Source organism: Paenarthrobacter sp. A20 (assembly GCF_024168825.1).
Taxonomy (GTDB): domain Bacteria; phylum Actinomycetota; class Actinomycetes; order Actinomycetales; family Micrococcaceae; genus Arthrobacter.
This window is the reverse complement of sequence record NZ_JALJWH010000001.1, coordinates 4,392,685-4,408,934: the sequence shown is the minus strand read 5'-3', so window position 1 is coordinate 4,408,934 and position 16,250 is coordinate 4,392,685. Positions and strand designations below refer to the sequence as shown.

Sequence of the window (16,250 nt, the reverse complement as noted above, 5' to 3'; positions counted from 1 at the left end):
ACTAAAACCGCGTACGACGGCGGTGACGGACCCGCGTGGGACCGTCACCGCCGTCGTCGTATATGTGAGTTAAGTCTCAGCTAAAGTCCATCACCCGTGTGGCATATTTGAGGGATGGCGAAATTCAAGCAGTCCACCAAGCTTCATAATGTCCTTTACGACATCCGTGGACCGATTCTTCAGGCCGCCCAGCAGATGGAGGCGGAGGGTCACCGGATCCTCAAACTGAACATCGGAAACCCGGCCCCTTTTGGTTTTGAAGCGCCTGACGCCATCTTGGTGGACATGATCCGCCACCTGCCAAATGCCCAGGGTTACAGCGATTCCCGCGGTATTTTCTCTGCCCGGACGGCCGTGTCGCAGTACTACCAGACCCGCGGCATCCAGAACATCCACGTTGATGACATTTACCTTGGCAATGGTGTCAGCGAGCTCATCACCATGTCCCTCATGGCCCTCCTTGAAGATGGCGACGAGGTCCTGATTCCCACACCGGACTATCCGCTGTGGACGGCTTCGGTCGCCTTGGCCGGCGGGCGCCCAGTGCACTACCTCTGTGATGAAGACTCCGGCTGGCAGCCTGACCTTGAGGACATGGAAGCCAAGATCACGCCCCGGACCAAGGGAATTGTGGTGATCAACCCCAACAATCCCACGGGCGCGGTGTACCCGGAAGAGACGCTCAAGAAGATTGTCGCCCTCGCCGAAAAACACGGCCTGGTGCTTTTCGCCGATGAAATCTACGAGAAAATCCTGTACGAGGACGCTGTTCACATCAACCTCGCCGGGCTCACCGGTGACGATGTCCTGTGCCTGACGTTCAGTGGCCTGTCCAAGGCCTACCGGGTCTGTGGCTACCGCGCTGGCTGGATGGCCATCTCGGGGCCCAAGAAGGATGCCGCCGATTACCTTGAAGGCATCAACCTGCTGGCCAACATGCGTTTGTGTGCCAATGTTCCTGCCCAGCACGCCATCCAAACGGCGCTTGGTGGCTACCAGAGCATCAACGACCTCATCCTGCCCGGCGGCAGGCTCCTTGAACAACGCAACAAGGCCTACGATCTGTTGAATGCCATCCCCGGAGTCAGCACCCAGCAGGCCAGGGGAGCACTGTACCTGTTCCCCAAACTGGACCCCGAGGTCTATCACATCCGCGACGACGAGAAGTTTGTCCTTGACCTGTTGAAGGAACAGAAAATCCTGGTGTCACACGGGAGGGCGTTCAACTGGGTGCGCCCGGACCACTTCCGAATGGTGACATTGCCCAACGTGAAGGACATCGAAGAGGCAATTGGCCGCATGGCGGACTTCCTGTCGAGGTACCCGGGCAATTAGCCTGAGGTCCATGGCCGCGCCACGGGGGCGCGGCCTGGCAGAAAGGGCACGTCAATGGCTGCAGCAGTTGAGTTCGCCAAAAGTCCGGCCGAGGTACTGAGAGTGGGGCCTGGGTTTTCGCTGGCAGGCGTTGATCCTGAATCCACCCCCGGCTACACCGGTGGGAAAACGGATGGCAAAGCGCTGCTGGAGGCACAGGATGCGCGGCTGGCGGAGCTGCAGGAAAAGCTCTTTGCCGAGGGCAGGGCGGGCAGCGGGAAACGGCTCCTGTTGATACTCCAAGCCATGGACACCGCCGGGAAAGGTGGCATTGTCAGCCACGTAGTGGGCGCCATGGATGTGCAAGGCGTTCAAGTATCCGCGTTCAAGGCCCCAACTGACGAGGAAAAGTCGCACGACTTCCTGTGGAGGATCGAGAAGCAAGTCCCTGCTGCTGGAATGGTGGGAGTCTTTGACCGTTCACAGTACGAGGACGTCCTGATTCATCGCGTCCACGAATGGGCCGACGCTTCCGAGCTGGAGCGCCGGTATGCCGCGATTAATGACTTCGAAGCCCGTCTTGCCGAGCAGGGAACCACCGTGGTCAAAGTCATGCTCAATATCAGCAAGGACGAGCAAAAGAGGCGACTCATTGCCAGGCTTGACGATCCCACCAAGCACTGGAAATACAGTCGGACGGACCTCGCCGAGCGGGCCTTCTGGGATGACTATATGGACGCCTATAGCGTGGCCTTCGAGAAGACCTCAACGGAAACTGCTCCGTGGCACGTGGTACCTGCCAACAAGAAGTGGTACGCGCGCATCGCAGTGCAGCAACTGCTGTTGGATGCCCTCGGGGGGCTGCAGCTGGACTGGCCCAAGGCAAATTTCGACGTCGCCGAGGAGCGCGCCCTCGTCATGGAGTCCTAAGCCATTCGCTCCCGCGACTGGTAGCGTCCCGCAGCTGTTAGCCGGAGCTGGCGGCAGCCCCGGCGTCGTTGCCAGCATCTCTTGCGGTCGCCAGGCGCTTGCGTGCGCCCTCAAGCCAGTCCTCACACCGCTTGGCCAAGGCTTCGCCCCGTTCCCAGAGCGCCAAGGACTCTTCCAAGGTGGCACCGCCCGCTTCCAAGCGGCCCACTACGCTGACAAGTTGCTCACGGGCTTCTTCGTAACTCAGAGAGTCGAGGGACTCCGGTGAAGGGTCCGCTGGAGTGTTTTCAGTCATGATGTCCTTTGTGGTTGGGAGTGACGTTGGGTTCTGCCGTGTCAGCGTTCGGCGACTTGTCCTTGGCCGCTGGATACTGCGCGGAATCGACCGTCAGCTACGCGGATGGCAAGTGCGGTGCCCTCTGGCGCCTCTTCAGGGCTGCTGACCACCGTGTGCCCTGCTTGGTCCTCGCCGACGATTTGGACCACGGCATAACCGCGGTCCAGTGTTTTCTGCGGAGACAATGCCCGCACTTGTGCCCTCAGGTGTTGCACCTGATCCAGGGCGCGGACGACCGCAGTGCTCACAGCTGAATGGGAACGCCGTTGCAGCCGGTGGATGTCGTCTGCGCGGGCGTCGACCATCGAAGCCGGGGTAGCCAAAACCGGTCGGGACCTTAAGGCATGGAGCCGGTCTGTCTCCCTGTCCACCATCCGGCCAACGCTGCGGCGGAGGTGATCGCGGGCCTGGCGCACCATGGCCAATTCTTCTGCGACATCAGGAACGATCCGTTTGGCGGCATCGGTGGGGGTGGAAGCGCGGAGGTCCGCGACGTCGTCCAGGATGGGACGGTCAGCCTCATGGCCGATAGCGCTGACAATTGGCGTTGTTGCCGCTGAAACAGCGCGGATGAGGTCCTCGTTGCTGAAGGGGAGGAGATCTTCCAGCGCCCCGCCACCTCGGGCGATGACAATGACATCCACATGGGGATCCGCATCCAGCTTCTTCAGCGCTGCGATGATCTGGGAAACAGCGGTGTTGCCTTGGACGGCAACTTCGCGGACGTCGAACTCAACTGCCGGCCAACGCAAGGCTGCATTGCGCAGGACATCCTTCTTGGCGTCCGAGTCCCGGCCGGTGATGAGTCCGATGCGGTGGGGGAGGAGAGGCAACTTGCGTTTCCGGGAATCAGCGAAGAGTCCCTCGGCAGCCAACGCCTGCCTCAGCCGTTCGATCCGCGCCAGCAGGTCACCCAGGCCAACTGGACGGATGTCCTTCACTGACATGTTCAGCCGACCTGTTTTGACCCAGAAGTCCGCCTTGACCAAGGCGACCACGCGGGACCCGCGTTCCAAGGGAACCTTTTGGCGGTCCAGCACCGTGGACCACACGGATGCCGGCAGGGAAATCTCGGCGTCAACGTCACGCAGCGTCAGGAATGCGTTTCCACCCCGACGGTTCAGCTCAATGACCTGTCCCTCGATCCATGCCGCAGGCGCCCGTTCGATGTGCGCCTTGAGCTTCCTGGACAGGAGTTGCAGCGGCCAGGGATTATCAGGGCTGGTTTCGGCAGCTGTCCCCGGCAAGGTGGATTCGGGCGTCGCTTCAGCGGACATTGGCGGTCCGTGCCTGTTCCGGTGTCCGTGATTGTTGCAGCATGGTTTTGTCCTCGCTCAGGGATGCGGCCTTGGGTGCCGGCCGCTTTCCAACTCTATCCATAGCTTTAGTGCCGGGCCCCGACATTTTTCCTATCATGTGGACAGACCTAGGATGGTGGCACAGCCCCCGAGCCCCGAGGATGACCTTGCGTACTTTTGTTTCAGCATTGGGAGTGGTCCTCGCCGTTCTGCTGACGGCCGTCGCCGTGCCAGCAGCGTGGGTAGACCAGAACATCGTCAAGGAAGAGGGCTTCGTTCGCATCGCGGGAGCGTTGGGCAACGATCCCGACTTCCAGAGCCGCCTTGCAACCGCCGCCGTAGGCACCTTCGAATCCTCGGTGGACCTTCCCGGGCCGATCCAGTCCCTGGCGGCCGATGCGCTCCGGAATGCGGCCACGGGCATGCAATCGTGGAGCGACTACCCCCAAGCCTGGGAGGAAACGGTTCGGAACAGCCACAGGCTGAACTTCGGAGCAGCCACGCAAGCGGAGGAATCGGCTTCTTCCACGGCCCTGGTCCTGGATATAGGGCCACTGGTGAGGCTGATTCGCGATCATTTTGCCGAGGCTACGCGGATCAGGCTTGATGTTCCCGCTGAGAGCCTTGTCTCTTTGGGGGAGCCTTCGCACCGGCAACTCGTTGAGCGCGTTTCTGCCTTCGCACCCCTGTGGTGGGTAGCCGCTGCCGGCGCCTTAGTGGCGGCACTCCTGGCCTTCGTCGCCGCCCGCCGACGCTCGCTGGTCCTGGTGTTCCTGGGGCTCGGCGGACTCGCACTTGCGGCACTATGGACGGCAGGGGCGGATCTGGCTGGCGGGATGATCGGAAACCTTGCCAGCGCCAATGGTGTGGCAGAACTGTTCAAGCAGGAGTTCCTCACTGCGGCGCGGACAGGTTTTGGCCAGTGGGTCCTGATCGCAGCAGTCACATCCGGGGCTGTCTTGGTGGTTGGCGTCATAGCTTCCGCGGTGTCAGGGCGACGAGGGTCACGTTCGGCCCGGAGCTAAAGACCGGGCCGGTAGCATGGAGGGATGACCAGCACAGCAGTTTCCATTCCTATGCCCACGGTGCCGCGCAGACGGCGTTCTCCCGAAGAGGTACAGGCAGCGGCCCCCGTCACGGGTCCCAAGAAGGTTCTGCTGGCCGCCCCGCGCGGGTACTGCGCTGGAGTGGACAGGGCCGTCATCGCCGTCGAAAAAGCCCTTGAGCACTATGGGCCCCCGGTTTACGTCCGCAAACAGATCGTCCACAACGTCCATGTGGTCAGCTCCCTGGAAGAACAAGGAGCCATCTTCGTCGAGGAAACAGACGAGGTCCCCGAGGGCGCTCTTGTCATCTTCTCTGCGCACGGAGTTTCCCCTGCCGTGGTCCAGTCCGCAGAGGACCGAGGTCTCCGCACCATCGACGCCACTTGCCCTTTGGTGACGAAAGTCCACAAAGAAGCTGTCCGCTTCGCCAAGGAAGACTACGACATCCTGCTCATCGGCCACGAGGGTCATGAGGAAGTCGAAGGAACAGCCGGTGAGGCCCCGGAGCACATCCAGATCATCAACGGTCCGCACGAGGTAGACAAGGTCACGGTCCGGGATCCCGAGAAGACCATCTGGCTGTCACAGACGACGCTGAGTGTGGACGAAACAATGGAGACTGTCCGCCTCCTGAAGGATCGGTTCCCGACCCTGCAGGATCCGCCCAGCGACGACATTTGCTACGCCACCACCAATCGGCAGGTGGCCATCAAAAAGATTGCCCCCCAAGCTGACCTTGTCATCGTTGTGGGTTCAGCCAACTCTTCCAACTCGGTCCGACTGGTTGAAGTTGCCCTCGAATATGGCGCCAAGAGCTCATATCGAGTCGACTTTGCCAATGAAGTGGACGAAGCATGGTTCGAAGGAGTGGCCACCGTTGGTGTGACGTCCGGGGCCTCTGTTCCGGAAGTGCTCGTCAAAGATGTGCTGCGCCTGTTGGCCGACTACGGCTACGGCGACGTGCAGGAAGTGGTGACTGCCGAAGAAGACCTCCTGTTCTCCCTTCCCAAGGAGCTGCGGGCCACCCTGAAGAAAGCCGGCGACGTGACACGCGCGCTCGGCGGCCGGGGAAACCGCTCGACGTCATAACGTCTTCGCCACACAACAGACAAAAAGAATCTGGCCCGCAGTGGTCGCTGCCCTCCGGGGAAGCGGCCCACTGCGGGCCAGTGCGTTAAGCCGCAGACTCTTCGGCGTCCTCGGCCAGCAGTTCAGGGGCTGCCAAGGCCCGTGGGACTGCCTCTACTGACATGGGCGCGGCAAGGCCGGCATCGTCCATGGTGTTGAGCTTTCGTGCCGTCGGGAGGACACGGGCTTCAAGGGTTCCTACCATCGCGTTGTAACGATCTACGGACGTCTTCAGCGAGCTACCCAGCTTGCCGACATTTTCACCCAGTGTCCCCATGCGCTCGTAGAGCTGCTTGGCGAGCTCGAACAGCTCGTGGGCGCTGTCCGTGAGCACATCCTGGCGCCAGGTGAACGCCACCGACTTGAGGACGGCCAACAAGGTTCCAGGCGACGCCAATACGACATTCCGGGAGAGGGCATATTCCAGCAGGGCCGGGTCTGCCTCGAGGGCTGACGCCAGGATGGATTCTGCCGGAAGGAAGCAGATCACCAATTCGGGTGAGTTCCCCGGGATGTCCCAGTACTTTTTGCCCGCCAAAGCATCGATATGGGCTTTCAGGGCTTTGGCGTGGTGCGCCAGCAACGTCTTTGAGTCATGGTTGCTGGCGGGTGCTACGGATTCACCAAAGGACCCGTCGCCGTGCAGCTGTTCCTGGGCTGCGAGGTAGGATCCCAGTGGTACCTTGGCGTCCACTACCAGTTGTTTGCCGCCGGGCAGCTGGACCACAAGGTCAGGGCGCAGCGTGTTCTCGGTTCGGCCGGAATGAACCTGCTCATGGAAGTCCACGTGCCGCAGCATTCCCGAGGCTTCCACTACCCGGCGGAGCTGAACTTCGCCCCACTGCCCACGAGCGCTGTTGGAGCGAAGGGCGGATGCCAGGGCGTGCGTCGACCGCAGGAGTTGTTCATCTGACAGACGGGCGTCCTGCAGTTGCTGCGCAAGCTGTCCGTACTGTTCCACCCGATCGCGTTCCAGAAGGGAAACCTGCTGCTGGACTGCCGTCAATTTCTCAGCCACAGGAGCGAGCGCACGCAGGACGCTGCCATCCCCGTTCCTCGAAGCAGTCAACTCCCGGTTCTGGGTGAACAAAAGCCGGCGTTCGGCGTCGGCCGCTGCCAGCTGCGCGGTCACCTCCGAGAGGCGCGACGAAACGGCGTCGAAATCTTCCTCCAGGCCAGCACCCCGGCGCCGAAAGACGACATAGCCAGCCCCCAGACCCACGGCGGCGCCGATCAGGAGCATGAGCAGGGCCAAAACCAATCCAAATCCATCCATGAGGCAACCCTGTCACAGGGGTACGACAGTTTTAGCAAGGCTGCACGCGTGGGCGCCGTTTGCGGGTGGTGACAACCCTGGACGTGGTCACACCGGGTAGAATCAATGCTCGTGGCTCTTACTATTGGCATCGTCGGACTGCCCAACGTCGGCAAATCAACTCTTTTCAACGCACTGACCCGTAATCAGGTGCTCGCCGCGAACTATCCGTTCGCGACGATCGAGCCGAACGTCGGTGTGGTCAACCTGCCGGATCCGCGTCTGGCGAAGCTGGCCGAAATCTTCGGTTCGCAGAAGTTGCTGCCGGCTCCGGTGTCCTTTGTGGACATCGCCGGGATCGTGAAGGGCGCCTCGGAGGGCGAAGGGCTCGGCAATAAGTTCCTCGCCAACATCCGCGAAGCAGAGGCCATCGCACAGGTCGTCCGCGTGTTCGATGACCCCGATGTGATCCATGTGGATGGCAAGGTTGACCCGGGCTCCGACATGGAGACCATCAACACCGAACTGATCCTGGCCGATCTTCAGACCATCGAAAACGCCATCCCGCGTATCGAAAAAGAAGTCAAGATCAAGAAGCGCGAAGCTGCCGAGCTTGCAGCCATCAAGGCCGCCCAAGCGGTCCTGGAACGCGGTGACACGATCTTCTCGTCGATCAAGAGCGACAAGCTGGAGATGGGACACCTCAAGGAACTCGGACTCCTGACCGCCAAACCCTTCATCTACGTCTTCAATGCGGACGAGGGCATTCTTGGAGACCCGGCGAAGCAGGACGAACTGCGGGCTCTGGTTGCCCCTGCTGACGCCATTTTCCTTGACGCAAAGCTGGAATCAGACCTCGTTGAACTGGACGAGGAAGAAGCCCGCGAGATGCTGGAAATGAACGGCCAGAGCGAATCCGGCCTGGACCAGTTGGCCCGCGTTGGTTTCCACACCCTTGGCCTGCAGACCTACCTCACGGCCGGTCCCAAGGAAACGCGTGCGTGGACCATCCGCCAGGGTGACACCGCACCGCAGGCCGCCGGCGTGATCCACTCCGACTTCCAGCGCGGCTTCATCAAGGCTGAGGTTGTCTCCTTCGAAGACCTCATTGACGCCGGTTCCATGGCTGAGGCCAAGTCCCGCGGCAAGGTCCGCATCGAAGGCAAAGAGTACGTGATGGCCGACGGCGATGTGGTGGAGTTCCGCTTCAACGTGTGACCTGGTTCAGCGAGTAAAGAGACCTGTAGCGCAGTAGGCCGCAGGCGATGAAGTTCAAGACTTCATTGCCTGCGGCCTTCGCTGTTTGAGGGCCTACAGCTGTGCCCCGCGTGGAGTCCGTTAGGAGTCGGCGGGTTCGATGCCGTCTTTTTCTTGTTCGGTGTCTGGATTGTCGTGCGTCTTTTTGGGGATCTTGCCCTCAACATCAGCCGGGATGGGCGGATCCTTTTCTTCATCAGTAGACATCCGCCCAGCATAATAGGTCAGGACGTAGCGGCCTCCAGTACCAGCAACTTCAAGGAGAACCATGAATCGTGATCTTGACCTCGTTATCGAGAGGGTCATTCGTGCGTCGCGGGCCACCGTTTGGAGCGCTTGGACAACGCCTGAACTTTTCGAGCAGTGGTGGATTCCCGAGCCTTACACGTGCAGGTTGGAGTCGTTCGCACCGCATGCTGGCGGGGGCTTCGTAACTTCCATGAGCGAGGACGGTTCTGCGTTCGTTCCACACATGGACGCAGCTTTCCTCGTTGTTGATCAGGGGGAGCGACTGGTGTTTACCAATGCCGTAGACAGCAGCCTTAGGCCCGTCCGACCCATGCCCGTCGCGGTCACGGGAGAGGTCACCTTCACAGACCACACAGAGGGAACCTTGTACCGGATCGTGGCGCGTCACGGGGATCCGGAGTCGCGCGCACAGCATGAGCAGCTTGGCTTGCAGGAGGGCTGGAGCTTGGTGACAGGACAATTGGCAACTTTGGCCGAGCGGCAGTAGCCGCTACGGCAAAGACTTTCCCAGGTGTGGGACAGGGCCCTGGTTCCATGGAATCGGGGCCCTTCTTTGTCTAGAAATCGTCCTGTCCTGCTGTCAGACAGCGAATATTACCACCGAGTAGCGTTTGACTTGAAATCCGCGTCAATTTAGGCATGTGTAGGTTGCGGAACGGTTACAGTTTGGCCAGCATGTCCCATCATCCGGACACAATGTGGGTAGGCTTACACTCACATGTAGGCAACGTCACAGTAGGAAACTGTGCCTGTGCCTGGGGGAAATCACGAATTTCCCCTGCTCAACTCCACGACTCATAGGAGGCGGAATGCGTTTCTCGCGCACTTCCAAAGCTCTAGGCGTAGCGGCGATCATCGCCCTCGCAGTGACCGGTTGCGGCGGCGGTGGCGGCACCAGCACAAACAGCTCTGCCGCAGCTGACCCGAACAAGGTCATTTCCGCATACAGCAACGAACCGCAGAACCCGCTGCTTCCGGCCAACACCAACGAGGTGTACGGTGGCCGCGTCGTCGAGCTGCTGTTCGAGGGCCTTCGCGCCTACGACTCGGACGGCAAGCCCGTTAACGCACTTGCGGAGTCGATTGAAACCACGGACTCGCAGAACTGGACCATCAAGGTCAAATCCGGATCCAAGTTCACCAACGGCGAGCCCGTCACGGCAAAGACGTTCGTTGACTCCTGGAACTTTGCCGCACTGAGCACCAACCTCCAGAACAACGGCTTCTTCTTCGAGTCCATCGAAGGCTACGCCGATGTCAGCGCAGTCACCGAGACCACCTCCGCCGACGGCAAGAAGACCTCGACGCCGGCCCCCACGGCACAGACCATGTCCGGCCTGGCTGCCACGGACGACCAGACCATTACGGTCAAGCTGACCCAGCCTGAAGCTGACTGGTCCTTGCGACTTGGATACTCCGCCTTCTACCCGCTTCCGTCAGAGGCCCTGAAGGATTCCAAGAAGTTCGGCGAGAACCCGATCGGCAACGGCCCCTACAAGTTCGAGAAGGAAGGTGCCTGGGTCCACGACCAGTCCATCTCCCTGGTCAAGAACGCCGACTACACCGGCCCGCGTGCTGCCAAGAACGGTGGCGTGACCTTCAAGTTCTACACGGATCCGGGCCCCGCGTACACGGATCTCCAGGCCGACAACCTCGACATCACGGACGTTGTTCCGTCGAACGCGTTGAAGACCTACACCACGGACTTCCCTGACCGTAACTCCACGCGCCCGAACGCCAACAACGCCACCCTGAACATCCCGGGCTACAACCCGAACTTCCAGGGTGAAGCCGGCCTCCTGCGTCGCCAGGCACTGTCTCACGCCATCAACCGCGAAGAGATCACCAAGGTCATCTTCAACGGCACGCGTACCCCGGCCACCGAGTTCACAGCTCCCGTGCTCGACGGCTACAACGACGCCATCCCCGGCAGCGACGTGCTGAAGTTCGACGCCCAGAAGGCAAAGGATCTCTGGGCCGAAGCCGAGAAGATCAAGCCGTACGACGGTTCCAAGCCGCTCCTGATCGCCTCCAACACTGACGGTGGCAACAAGGAATGGATCGACGCCGTAGCCAACGCTTTCAAGAACAACCTCGGCATCGAGGCTGAAATCCAGCCGTTCGCAAAGTTCGCTGAAGTTCTGGACCTCCGCAAGTCGCAGTCCCTCCCAGGCCTGACCCGCGCCGGCTGGCAGGGTGACTACCCGTCGCTCTACAACTTCCTCGGACCTGTGTGGCAAACCAACGCATCGTCCAACTACGAGAAGTACTCGAACCCCGAGTTCGACAAGCTCCTCAAGGAAGGCCTTGCAGCCAAGACTCCGGAAGACGCCAACAAGAAGTTCAACGAGGCACAGGAGATCCTGTTCAAGGACCTCCCCGGCCTGCCGTTGTGGTACCGGGCAACCCCGATCGTGTGGAGCAACAACGTTGTCTCAGCTGAAACCGGCTGGAACGGCGGCGTCCGCTACTTCGACATCGAGGCCAAGTAGTCTCCAGGATCTGAACTTGCCTTAGGGCAAAGGGGGTCCGGCCAAAGCGCCGGGCCCCCCTTGCTTGCTTGGCAGGAAGGCACACATGACACACCAATGCCCCACCACCGGAGAGGGGTGACCCGTGGTTCGCTTCATTTTCCGTAGGCTCCTCCAGGTCATCCCGGTATTCCTGGGGACCACGCTCCTCGTCTACTACATGGTCTTCGCACTACCCGGCGACCCGATTGCTGCCCTCTTCGGGGATCGCCAGCCACCGCAGAGCGTCATCGACGCCCTCCGGGCCCAGTACAACCTGGACCAGCCATTCTGGGTTCAATATGGCCTCTTCATCAAGAACTTGTTTACCTTCAACCTTGGTGTTGACTTTACCCAGCAGCCCATCGCCGATTCCCTGGCCAGGGCCTTCCCCGTCACGGCAATGCTCGCCATCGAAGCGCTCATTATCCAGGCCGTGTTCGGTATCGCCTTCGGTGTCTTCGCTGGCCTCAAGAAGGGCAAGCTCTTCGACTCCACCGTCCTCGTCGTGTCGCTCCTGGTGATCGCCGTCCCGACCTTCGTGTTGGGCTTCGTCTTCCAGCTCGTGTTCGGCGTCCAACTAGGTTGGGCCAAACCTACGGTGGGTGCCAATGCCGACTGGGGCAACCTGATCCTCCCGGCGGTCGTGCTGGGGCTGGTGTCGTTTGCCTACGTCCTCCGACTGACACGCGCCTCCGTCAGCGAGAACATGAACGCGGACTACGTTCGTACGGCAACCGCGAAGGGTCTCTCCCGGCCCCGCGTCGTGATGGCCCACATTCTCAGGAACTCGTTGATCCCCGTGGTGACTTATCTGGGTGCCAACCTCGGCGGGCTCATGGGCGGCGCCATTGTCACCGAGGGCATCTTCAACGTGCCCGGTGTCGGTAACAAACTCTTCCAGGCCATCCAGCGAAGCGAGGGCCCCACCATCGTTGCGATCGTGAGCGTCCTGGTCCTTGTTTTCGTCATCACCAACCTCTTGGTTGACCTCCTGTACGCCTGGCTTGACCCGAGGATCCGCTATGACCAGTAATACTGAACACTTTGTGGCCCCCGTCGAGGAAACGCCGCTTCTGGCCACTGACGCTGTCAAGACAGATCAGGCGCCTCTGAGCCTTTGGGCCGATGCTTGGCGGAAGCTTCGCCGCCGTCCCATGTTCATCGTCTCCTCGCTGTTGATCCTGCTCCTGGTGATCGTTGCAGTCTTCCCGGGACTCTTCACCAGCGTGGAACCCAATAACGACTGCCAGCTGGCCAACTCCGAAGGTGCGCCCACTGCCGGCCACCCTCTGGGCTTCACCCTCCAGGGTTGCGACGTCTATTCCCGCGTGATCCACGGTACGCAGGCTTCCTTGTCTGTCGGAGTCCTGTCCGTGCTGGCCGTCGTACTGATTGGTGTCACCCTGGGTGCGTTGGCTGGTTACTACGGTGGCTGGCTGGACTCTGTCCTTGCACGTCTCGGCGACATTTTCTTCGCGCTGCCGATCATCCTCGGCGCCCTTGTTATCACCCAGTTGCCGTTGTTCCGGGAGAACAGGAGCGTTTGGACCGTGGTCCTGACCATATCCTTGCTCGCCTGGCCGCAAATGGCGCGTATCACCAGAGGTGCCGTCATCGAGGTGCGCAACGCGGATTTCGTCACCGCGGCCCGGTCCTTGGGTGTTTCCAAGTTTGGCGCACTGGTGAAGCACGCTTTGCCGAACGCCCTGGCGCCCGTGATTGTGCTTGCCACGTTGGAATTGGGCGTTTTCATCGTCCTGGAGGCCACGTTGTCCTTCCTCGGTGTCGGGCTGCCTGGCAGCGTGATGTCGTGGGGTAACGACATTTCCGCGGCGAACGCGTCCATCCGCACCAACCCCGGAATCCTGCTCTATCCGGCAGCCGCCCTGTCCATCACCGTCCTGAGCTTCATCATGCTTGGCGACGCCGTCCGCGATGCTCTTGATCCCAAGAGCCGTCAGCGCTAAGGAGGCGACCATGACTTCTGCCAACATCAGAATTGATGAAGCCACTGCACCCGTACGGCCCATCCTGGAGATCAAGGACCTGGCCATTACCTTCAAGACCGGATCCGGTGAGGTCAAAGCGGTCAAGAACGCGCACTTGTCCATCATGCCGGGCGAAACGGTCGCCATTGTGGGGGAGTCGGGTTCAGGAAAGTCGACGACGGCGCTGGCCGCCATCGGCCTTTTGCCCAACAACGGTCGCGTCTCGGGCGGACAGATCCTGCTCGACGGCGAAGACATTGCCCATGCGTCGGAAAAGCGCATGATCGAGCTGCGTGGCAGCCACATTGGCATGGTTCCCCAGGATCCGATGTCCAACCTGAACCCGGTATGGAAGATCGGCTACCAGGTTCGGGAAACCCTGAAGGCGAACGGTCGACCTGACGGCCCGGAGGACGTTGCCCGTGTCCTCGCTGAAGCCGGCCTTCCCGATGCTGCACGGCGCGCAAAGCAGTATCCGCATGAGTTCTCCGGTGGTATGCGCCAGCGTGCACTCATCGCCATCGGCCTGAGTTGCCAGCCCAAGCTCCTGATTGCGGATGAGCCGACGTCGGCACTGGATGTCACGGTGCAGCGCAGGATCCTGGACCACTTGGACAAGATGACCACTGAGCTCGGTACGTCCGTGCTGCTCATTACCCACGACCTCGGCCTGGCTGCCGAGAGGGCCGACAAAGTCATCGTCATGTACCAGGGCAATGTTGTTGAGGCAGGTCCTTCCTTGGATCTGCTGCGCAACCCCCAGCACCCGTACACCCGTCGCCTGGTTGAGTCGGCACCTTCCTTGGCTTCGCGCCGTATCCAGGTGGCCAAGGAGCAGGGTGTCGAAGCAGAAGATCTCCTGGCACCTGTGGCGGCTGCGAAGGACCGTGCCCAGGACGAGGTCCTCCAGATCAAGAACCTGCGCAAGATCTACAAACTGCGCCAGGGACTGGGGCAGACGTCCGATTTCGCTGCTGTTGACGATGTCAGCTTCAGCGTCAAGCGCGGGACCACGACGGCGATCGTGGGCGAGTCCGGCTCGGGCAAATCCACTGTTGCCAAGATGGTTCTCCAGCTTGAGAAGCCCACTGAGGGCCAGATCGTCTTCGACGGCGTGGATACCGCGGGGTTGAAGGGCAAGGAGCTGTTCAAGTTCCGTCGCCGCGTGCAGCCCATCTTCCAGGATCCGTACGGTTCCTTGGACCCGATGTACAACATCTTCAGGACCATCGAAGAGCCGCTGCGTGTGCACAAGATCGGGAATGCGGCCAGCCGCGAGAAGAAGGTCCGTGAGTTGTTGGACCAGGTGGCTTTGCCCCAGTCCATGATGCAGCGTTACCCCAACGAACTCTCGGGTGGCCAACGTCAGCGTATTGCCATTGCGCGCGCTCTGGCTCTGGACCCCGAAGTCATCATTTGCGATGAGGCCGTCTCGGCGCTGGACGTCCTGGTGCAGGCGCAGGTGCTGAACCTGCTGGCTGACCTCCAGGACAACCTGGGCTTGACGTACTTGTTCATTACGCACGACCTCGCGGTGGTCCGCCAGATCGCGGACCACGTTTGCGTCATGGAAAAAGGCAAGCTGGTGGAGACGGGCAGCACGGACGATGTCTTCGACAACCCACGTGAGGCTTACACCCAGGCTCTCCTGGACGCTATTCCTGGTGGTTCACTTCTGCTGCCGCCCGCAGTGGCCTGACCGGCGTCGAACGTTTGATCGCTGGATAGCAGAAGAGCCGGTGGTTCCCGAAAGGAAACCACCGGCTCTTGCTGTCTTATCTGCCCGTTGAGGGGCCCGCTACGGAGCGGGAGTCTTCGCCGGGGCCTCGTTGTCGGGGCGGGGCTTGAGACCCAATGCAGTGAGCTCACGGGCCAAGACCGCGCCAAGCTTGGCGTGCCCGGAGGGCTTCATGTGCACGCCGTCCTGGAGATCCTCAATTGCGTCGTAACGGGTGAGCCAATCACCAGTACTGACGAACGGGATTCCGTGCTTGGCAGCAATCCGCCCTAATAAGGCGTCCACTTCAGTGCGACGGCCCCCTCCGTTGCTTGCGCCGCGTGCCAAGGTTCCGATCACCGCCAAGGCGGCGCCGGGGTAGCGCTTCTTCAGTGCGGCCAACAATCGCTCGGCGTTACTGGCGATCTGTGCGTCGGTGGCCTTCTGCGAGGCGTCGTTGCCGCCCCCCTGCACCACAATCAGAGGGGGGTCGCCGTACGGCAGTATCCAGTCGCCGCGCTGCAATGCATCGATGTAGTTGCCTGTTTTACCGTTGGCGGCCACGAAACCGGTGCCGCCCATGCCCACCACGTGCAACTTGTATCCGAGGGCCGCGATGCCCTGCTGTGGCCACGATTCCTTCGGCATCGACTGCGAATCGCCGATCAGCACGGCAGTGTGGCGAACATCAGCCAGCACCAGCTCGTTGCGGTTGTTGGCCGGGTTTTTGTAGAGCGAGCCGACGGGCAAGTCCAGGGCACTCGGTGACGGGGCCGTCCTTAAGGGCGAAGCGGCGGCGGCCGTCTGGGCAGGGCCGGGCGTGACGGAACGCGAGGGGGCTGAAACTGGGGTGGTTGGGCTTGGTCCGCAGCCTACCGACAGAACGCCGATGGCGATCAATGGTGCGAGCAGGCGGAACGCGGCCGAAGATTGTCGCATCGATTGGTCTCCGTGTGGCACTGGTTCTGCAGCAATCATGGGGCACGGCGGCAAGAAAATCCAGCATCTGGAGTAGCGGTTGTTAAAGCGTGACCTCATGTGAGCAGCGCCACATTCGACTGACTAATGGCTTGCTTTTTAGGCTGGGAAATGCAACTGCGTTTAGACTGGATGCAGGTGCCCTGTGTCCCGGGGTCTTTTCGCTGTGTGTTCCGATCAAGTCGATCAGGTATGCGCGCGGATACAAACAGCTGACTTCACCACTGAAACGAGTCATTA

General features: G+C 61.0%; 15 protein-coding genes. 10 read left to right on the top strand and 5 right to left on the bottom strand.

The window, feature by feature from the left end; all coding sequences use genetic code 11:
* The first annotated feature begins 114 nt into the window (after positions 1-114).
* Both J3D46_RS20430 and J3D46_RS20425 read left to right on the top strand, forming a co-directional pair.
* Entirely contained in the window at positions 115-1,335 is a 1,221-nt protein-coding gene (locus tag J3D46_RS20430) for a pyridoxal phosphate-dependent aminotransferase (RefSeq protein ID WP_026546228.1), read from the top strand.
* Between the two features lie 54 nt (positions 1,336-1,389).
* Positions 1,390-2,244, top strand: a complete 855-nt coding sequence (locus tag J3D46_RS20425) for a polyphosphate kinase 2 family protein (RefSeq protein ID WP_231341892.1) — start codon at positions 1,390-1,392, stop codon at positions 2,242-2,244.
* Between the two features lie 37 nt (positions 2,245-2,281).
* Here the strand turns inward: J3D46_RS20425 and J3D46_RS20420 are convergent, their stop codons facing one another.
* Together J3D46_RS20420 and xseA are read right to left on the bottom strand one after the other, a co-directional pair.
* Entirely contained in the window at positions 2,282-2,539 is a 258-nt protein-coding gene (locus tag J3D46_RS20420; RefSeq protein WP_231341893.1) for an exodeoxyribonuclease VII small subunit, read from the bottom strand.
* Between the two features lie 41 nt (positions 2,540-2,580).
* Positions 2,581-3,858, bottom strand: a complete 1,278-nt coding sequence (xseA, locus tag J3D46_RS20415; RefSeq protein ID WP_231341894.1) for an exodeoxyribonuclease VII large subunit — start codon at positions 3,856-3,858, stop codon at positions 2,581-2,583.
* Between the two features lie 182 nt (positions 3,859-4,040).
* On the opposite strand from xseA, the gene J3D46_RS20410 reads away from it, so the two are divergent.
* Together J3D46_RS20410 and J3D46_RS20405 are read left to right on the top strand one after the other, a co-directional pair.
* A complete protein-coding gene (locus J3D46_RS20410; protein WP_231341895.1) occupies positions 4,041-4,904 on the top strand; it encodes a hypothetical protein in 864 nt (287 codons plus the stop codon).
* Positions 4,905-4,928: 24 nt separating this feature from the next.
* Positions 4,929-6,014, top strand: a complete 1,086-nt coding sequence (locus J3D46_RS20405) for a 4-hydroxy-3-methylbut-2-enyl diphosphate reductase (RefSeq protein ID WP_231341896.1) — start codon at positions 4,929-4,931, stop codon at positions 6,012-6,014.
* 85 nt (positions 6,015-6,099) lie between these two features.
* Here J3D46_RS20405 and J3D46_RS20400 read toward each other — a convergent pair whose 3' ends face one another.
* Entirely contained in the window at positions 6,100-7,329 is a 1,230-nt protein-coding gene (locus J3D46_RS20400; RefSeq protein WP_231341897.1) for a DNA recombination protein RmuC, read from the bottom strand.
* 111 nt (positions 7,330-7,440) lie between these two features.
* Here J3D46_RS20400 and ychF point away from each other — a divergent pair, with 111 nt between their 5' ends.
* Complete coding sequence (ychF, locus tag J3D46_RS20395) at positions 7,441-8,526, top strand: redox-regulated ATPase YchF (RefSeq protein ID WP_231341898.1); 1,086 nt, start codon at positions 7,441-7,443, stop codon at positions 8,524-8,526.
* Positions 8,527-8,646: 120 nt separating this feature from the next.
* Here ychF and J3D46_RS24990 read toward each other — a convergent pair whose 3' ends face one another.
* Entirely contained in the window at positions 8,647-8,772 is a 126-nt protein-coding gene (locus J3D46_RS24990; RefSeq protein ID WP_256491650.1) for a hypothetical protein, read from the bottom strand.
* A 61-nt stretch (positions 8,773-8,833) separates the two neighbouring features.
* Here J3D46_RS24990 and J3D46_RS20390 point away from each other — a divergent pair, with 61 nt between their 5' ends.
* The 5 genes from J3D46_RS20390 to J3D46_RS20370 all read left to right on the top strand — a co-directional run bounded on the left by J3D46_RS20390 (position 8,834) and on the right by J3D46_RS20370 (position 15,014).
* Positions 8,834-9,301 carry an SRPBCC domain-containing protein gene (locus J3D46_RS20390; RefSeq protein ID WP_231341900.1) on the top strand — a complete coding sequence of 156 codons (468 nt, stop codon included), beginning with the start codon at positions 8,834-8,836 and terminating at the stop codon, positions 9,299-9,301.
* 322 nt (positions 9,302-9,623) lie between these two features.
* Entirely contained in the window at positions 9,624-11,306 is a 1,683-nt protein-coding gene (locus J3D46_RS20385; protein ID WP_253468641.1) for an ABC transporter substrate-binding protein, read from the top strand.
* A gap of 124 nt (positions 11,307-11,430) precedes the next feature.
* Entirely contained in the window at positions 11,431-12,360 is a 930-nt protein-coding gene (locus tag J3D46_RS20380; protein WP_026539948.1) for an ABC transporter permease, read from the top strand.
* Positions 12,350-13,294, top strand: a complete 945-nt coding sequence (locus tag J3D46_RS20375) for an ABC transporter permease (protein ID WP_090818045.1) — start codon at positions 12,350-12,352, stop codon at positions 13,292-13,294. The genes J3D46_RS20380 and J3D46_RS20375 overlap by 11 nt, the downstream gene beginning before the upstream one ends.
* A gap of 10 nt (positions 13,295-13,304) precedes the next feature.
* Entirely contained in the window at positions 13,305-15,014 is a 1,710-nt protein-coding gene (locus J3D46_RS20370; protein ID WP_231341902.1) for an ABC transporter ATP-binding protein, read from the top strand.
* Positions 15,015-15,113: 99 nt separating this feature from the next.
* Here the strand turns inward: J3D46_RS20370 and J3D46_RS20365 are convergent, their stop codons facing one another.
* Complete coding sequence (locus tag J3D46_RS20365; RefSeq protein WP_253468640.1) at positions 15,114-15,971, bottom strand: SGNH/GDSL hydrolase family protein; 858 nt, start codon at positions 15,969-15,971, stop codon at positions 15,114-15,116.
* Positions 15,972-16,250: the final 279 nt, after the last annotated feature.

Bases quoted from the DNA above. Each gene is read 5' to 3' on its own strand.
- J3D46_RS20430 (WP_026546228.1), top strand. From the start codon at position 115: ATGGCGAAATTCAAGCAGTCCACCAAGCTTCATAATGTCCTTTACGAC.
- J3D46_RS20425 (WP_231341892.1), top strand. From the start codon at position 1,390: ATGGCTGCAGCAGTTGAGTTCGCCAAAAGTCCGGCCGAGGTACTGAGA.
- J3D46_RS20420 (WP_231341893.1), bottom strand. From the start codon at position 2,539: ATGACTGAAAACACTCCAGCGGACCCTTCACCGGAGTCCCTCGACTCT.
- xseA (WP_231341894.1), bottom strand. From the start codon at position 3,858: ATGTCCGCTGAAGCGACGCCCGAATCCACCTTGCCGGGGACAGCTGCC.
- J3D46_RS20410 (WP_231341895.1), top strand. From the start codon at position 4,041: ATGACCTTGCGTACTTTTGTTTCAGCATTGGGAGTGGTCCTCGCCGTT.
- J3D46_RS20405 (WP_231341896.1), top strand. From the start codon at position 4,929: ATGACCAGCACAGCAGTTTCCATTCCTATGCCCACGGTGCCGCGCAGA.
- J3D46_RS20400 (WP_231341897.1), bottom strand. From the start codon at position 7,329: ATGGATGGATTTGGATTGGTTTTGGCCCTGCTCATGCTCCTGATCGGC.
- J3D46_RS24990 (WP_256491650.1), bottom strand. From the start codon at position 8,772: ATGTCTACTGATGAAGAAAAGGATCCGCCCATCCCGGCTGATGTTGAG.
- J3D46_RS20390 (WP_231341900.1), top strand. From the start codon at position 8,834: ATGAATCGTGATCTTGACCTCGTTATCGAGAGGGTCATTCGTGCGTCG.
- J3D46_RS20385 (WP_253468641.1), top strand. From the start codon at position 9,624: ATGCGTTTCTCGCGCACTTCCAAAGCTCTAGGCGTAGCGGCGATCATC.
- J3D46_RS20375 (WP_090818045.1), top strand. From the start codon at position 12,350: ATGACCAGTAATACTGAACACTTTGTGGCCCCCGTCGAGGAAACGCCG.
- J3D46_RS20370 (WP_231341902.1), top strand. From the start codon at position 13,305: ATGACTTCTGCCAACATCAGAATTGATGAAGCCACTGCACCCGTACGG.
- J3D46_RS20365 (WP_253468640.1), bottom strand. From the start codon at position 15,971: ATGCGACAATCTTCGGCCGCGTTCCGCCTGCTCGCACCATTGATCGCC.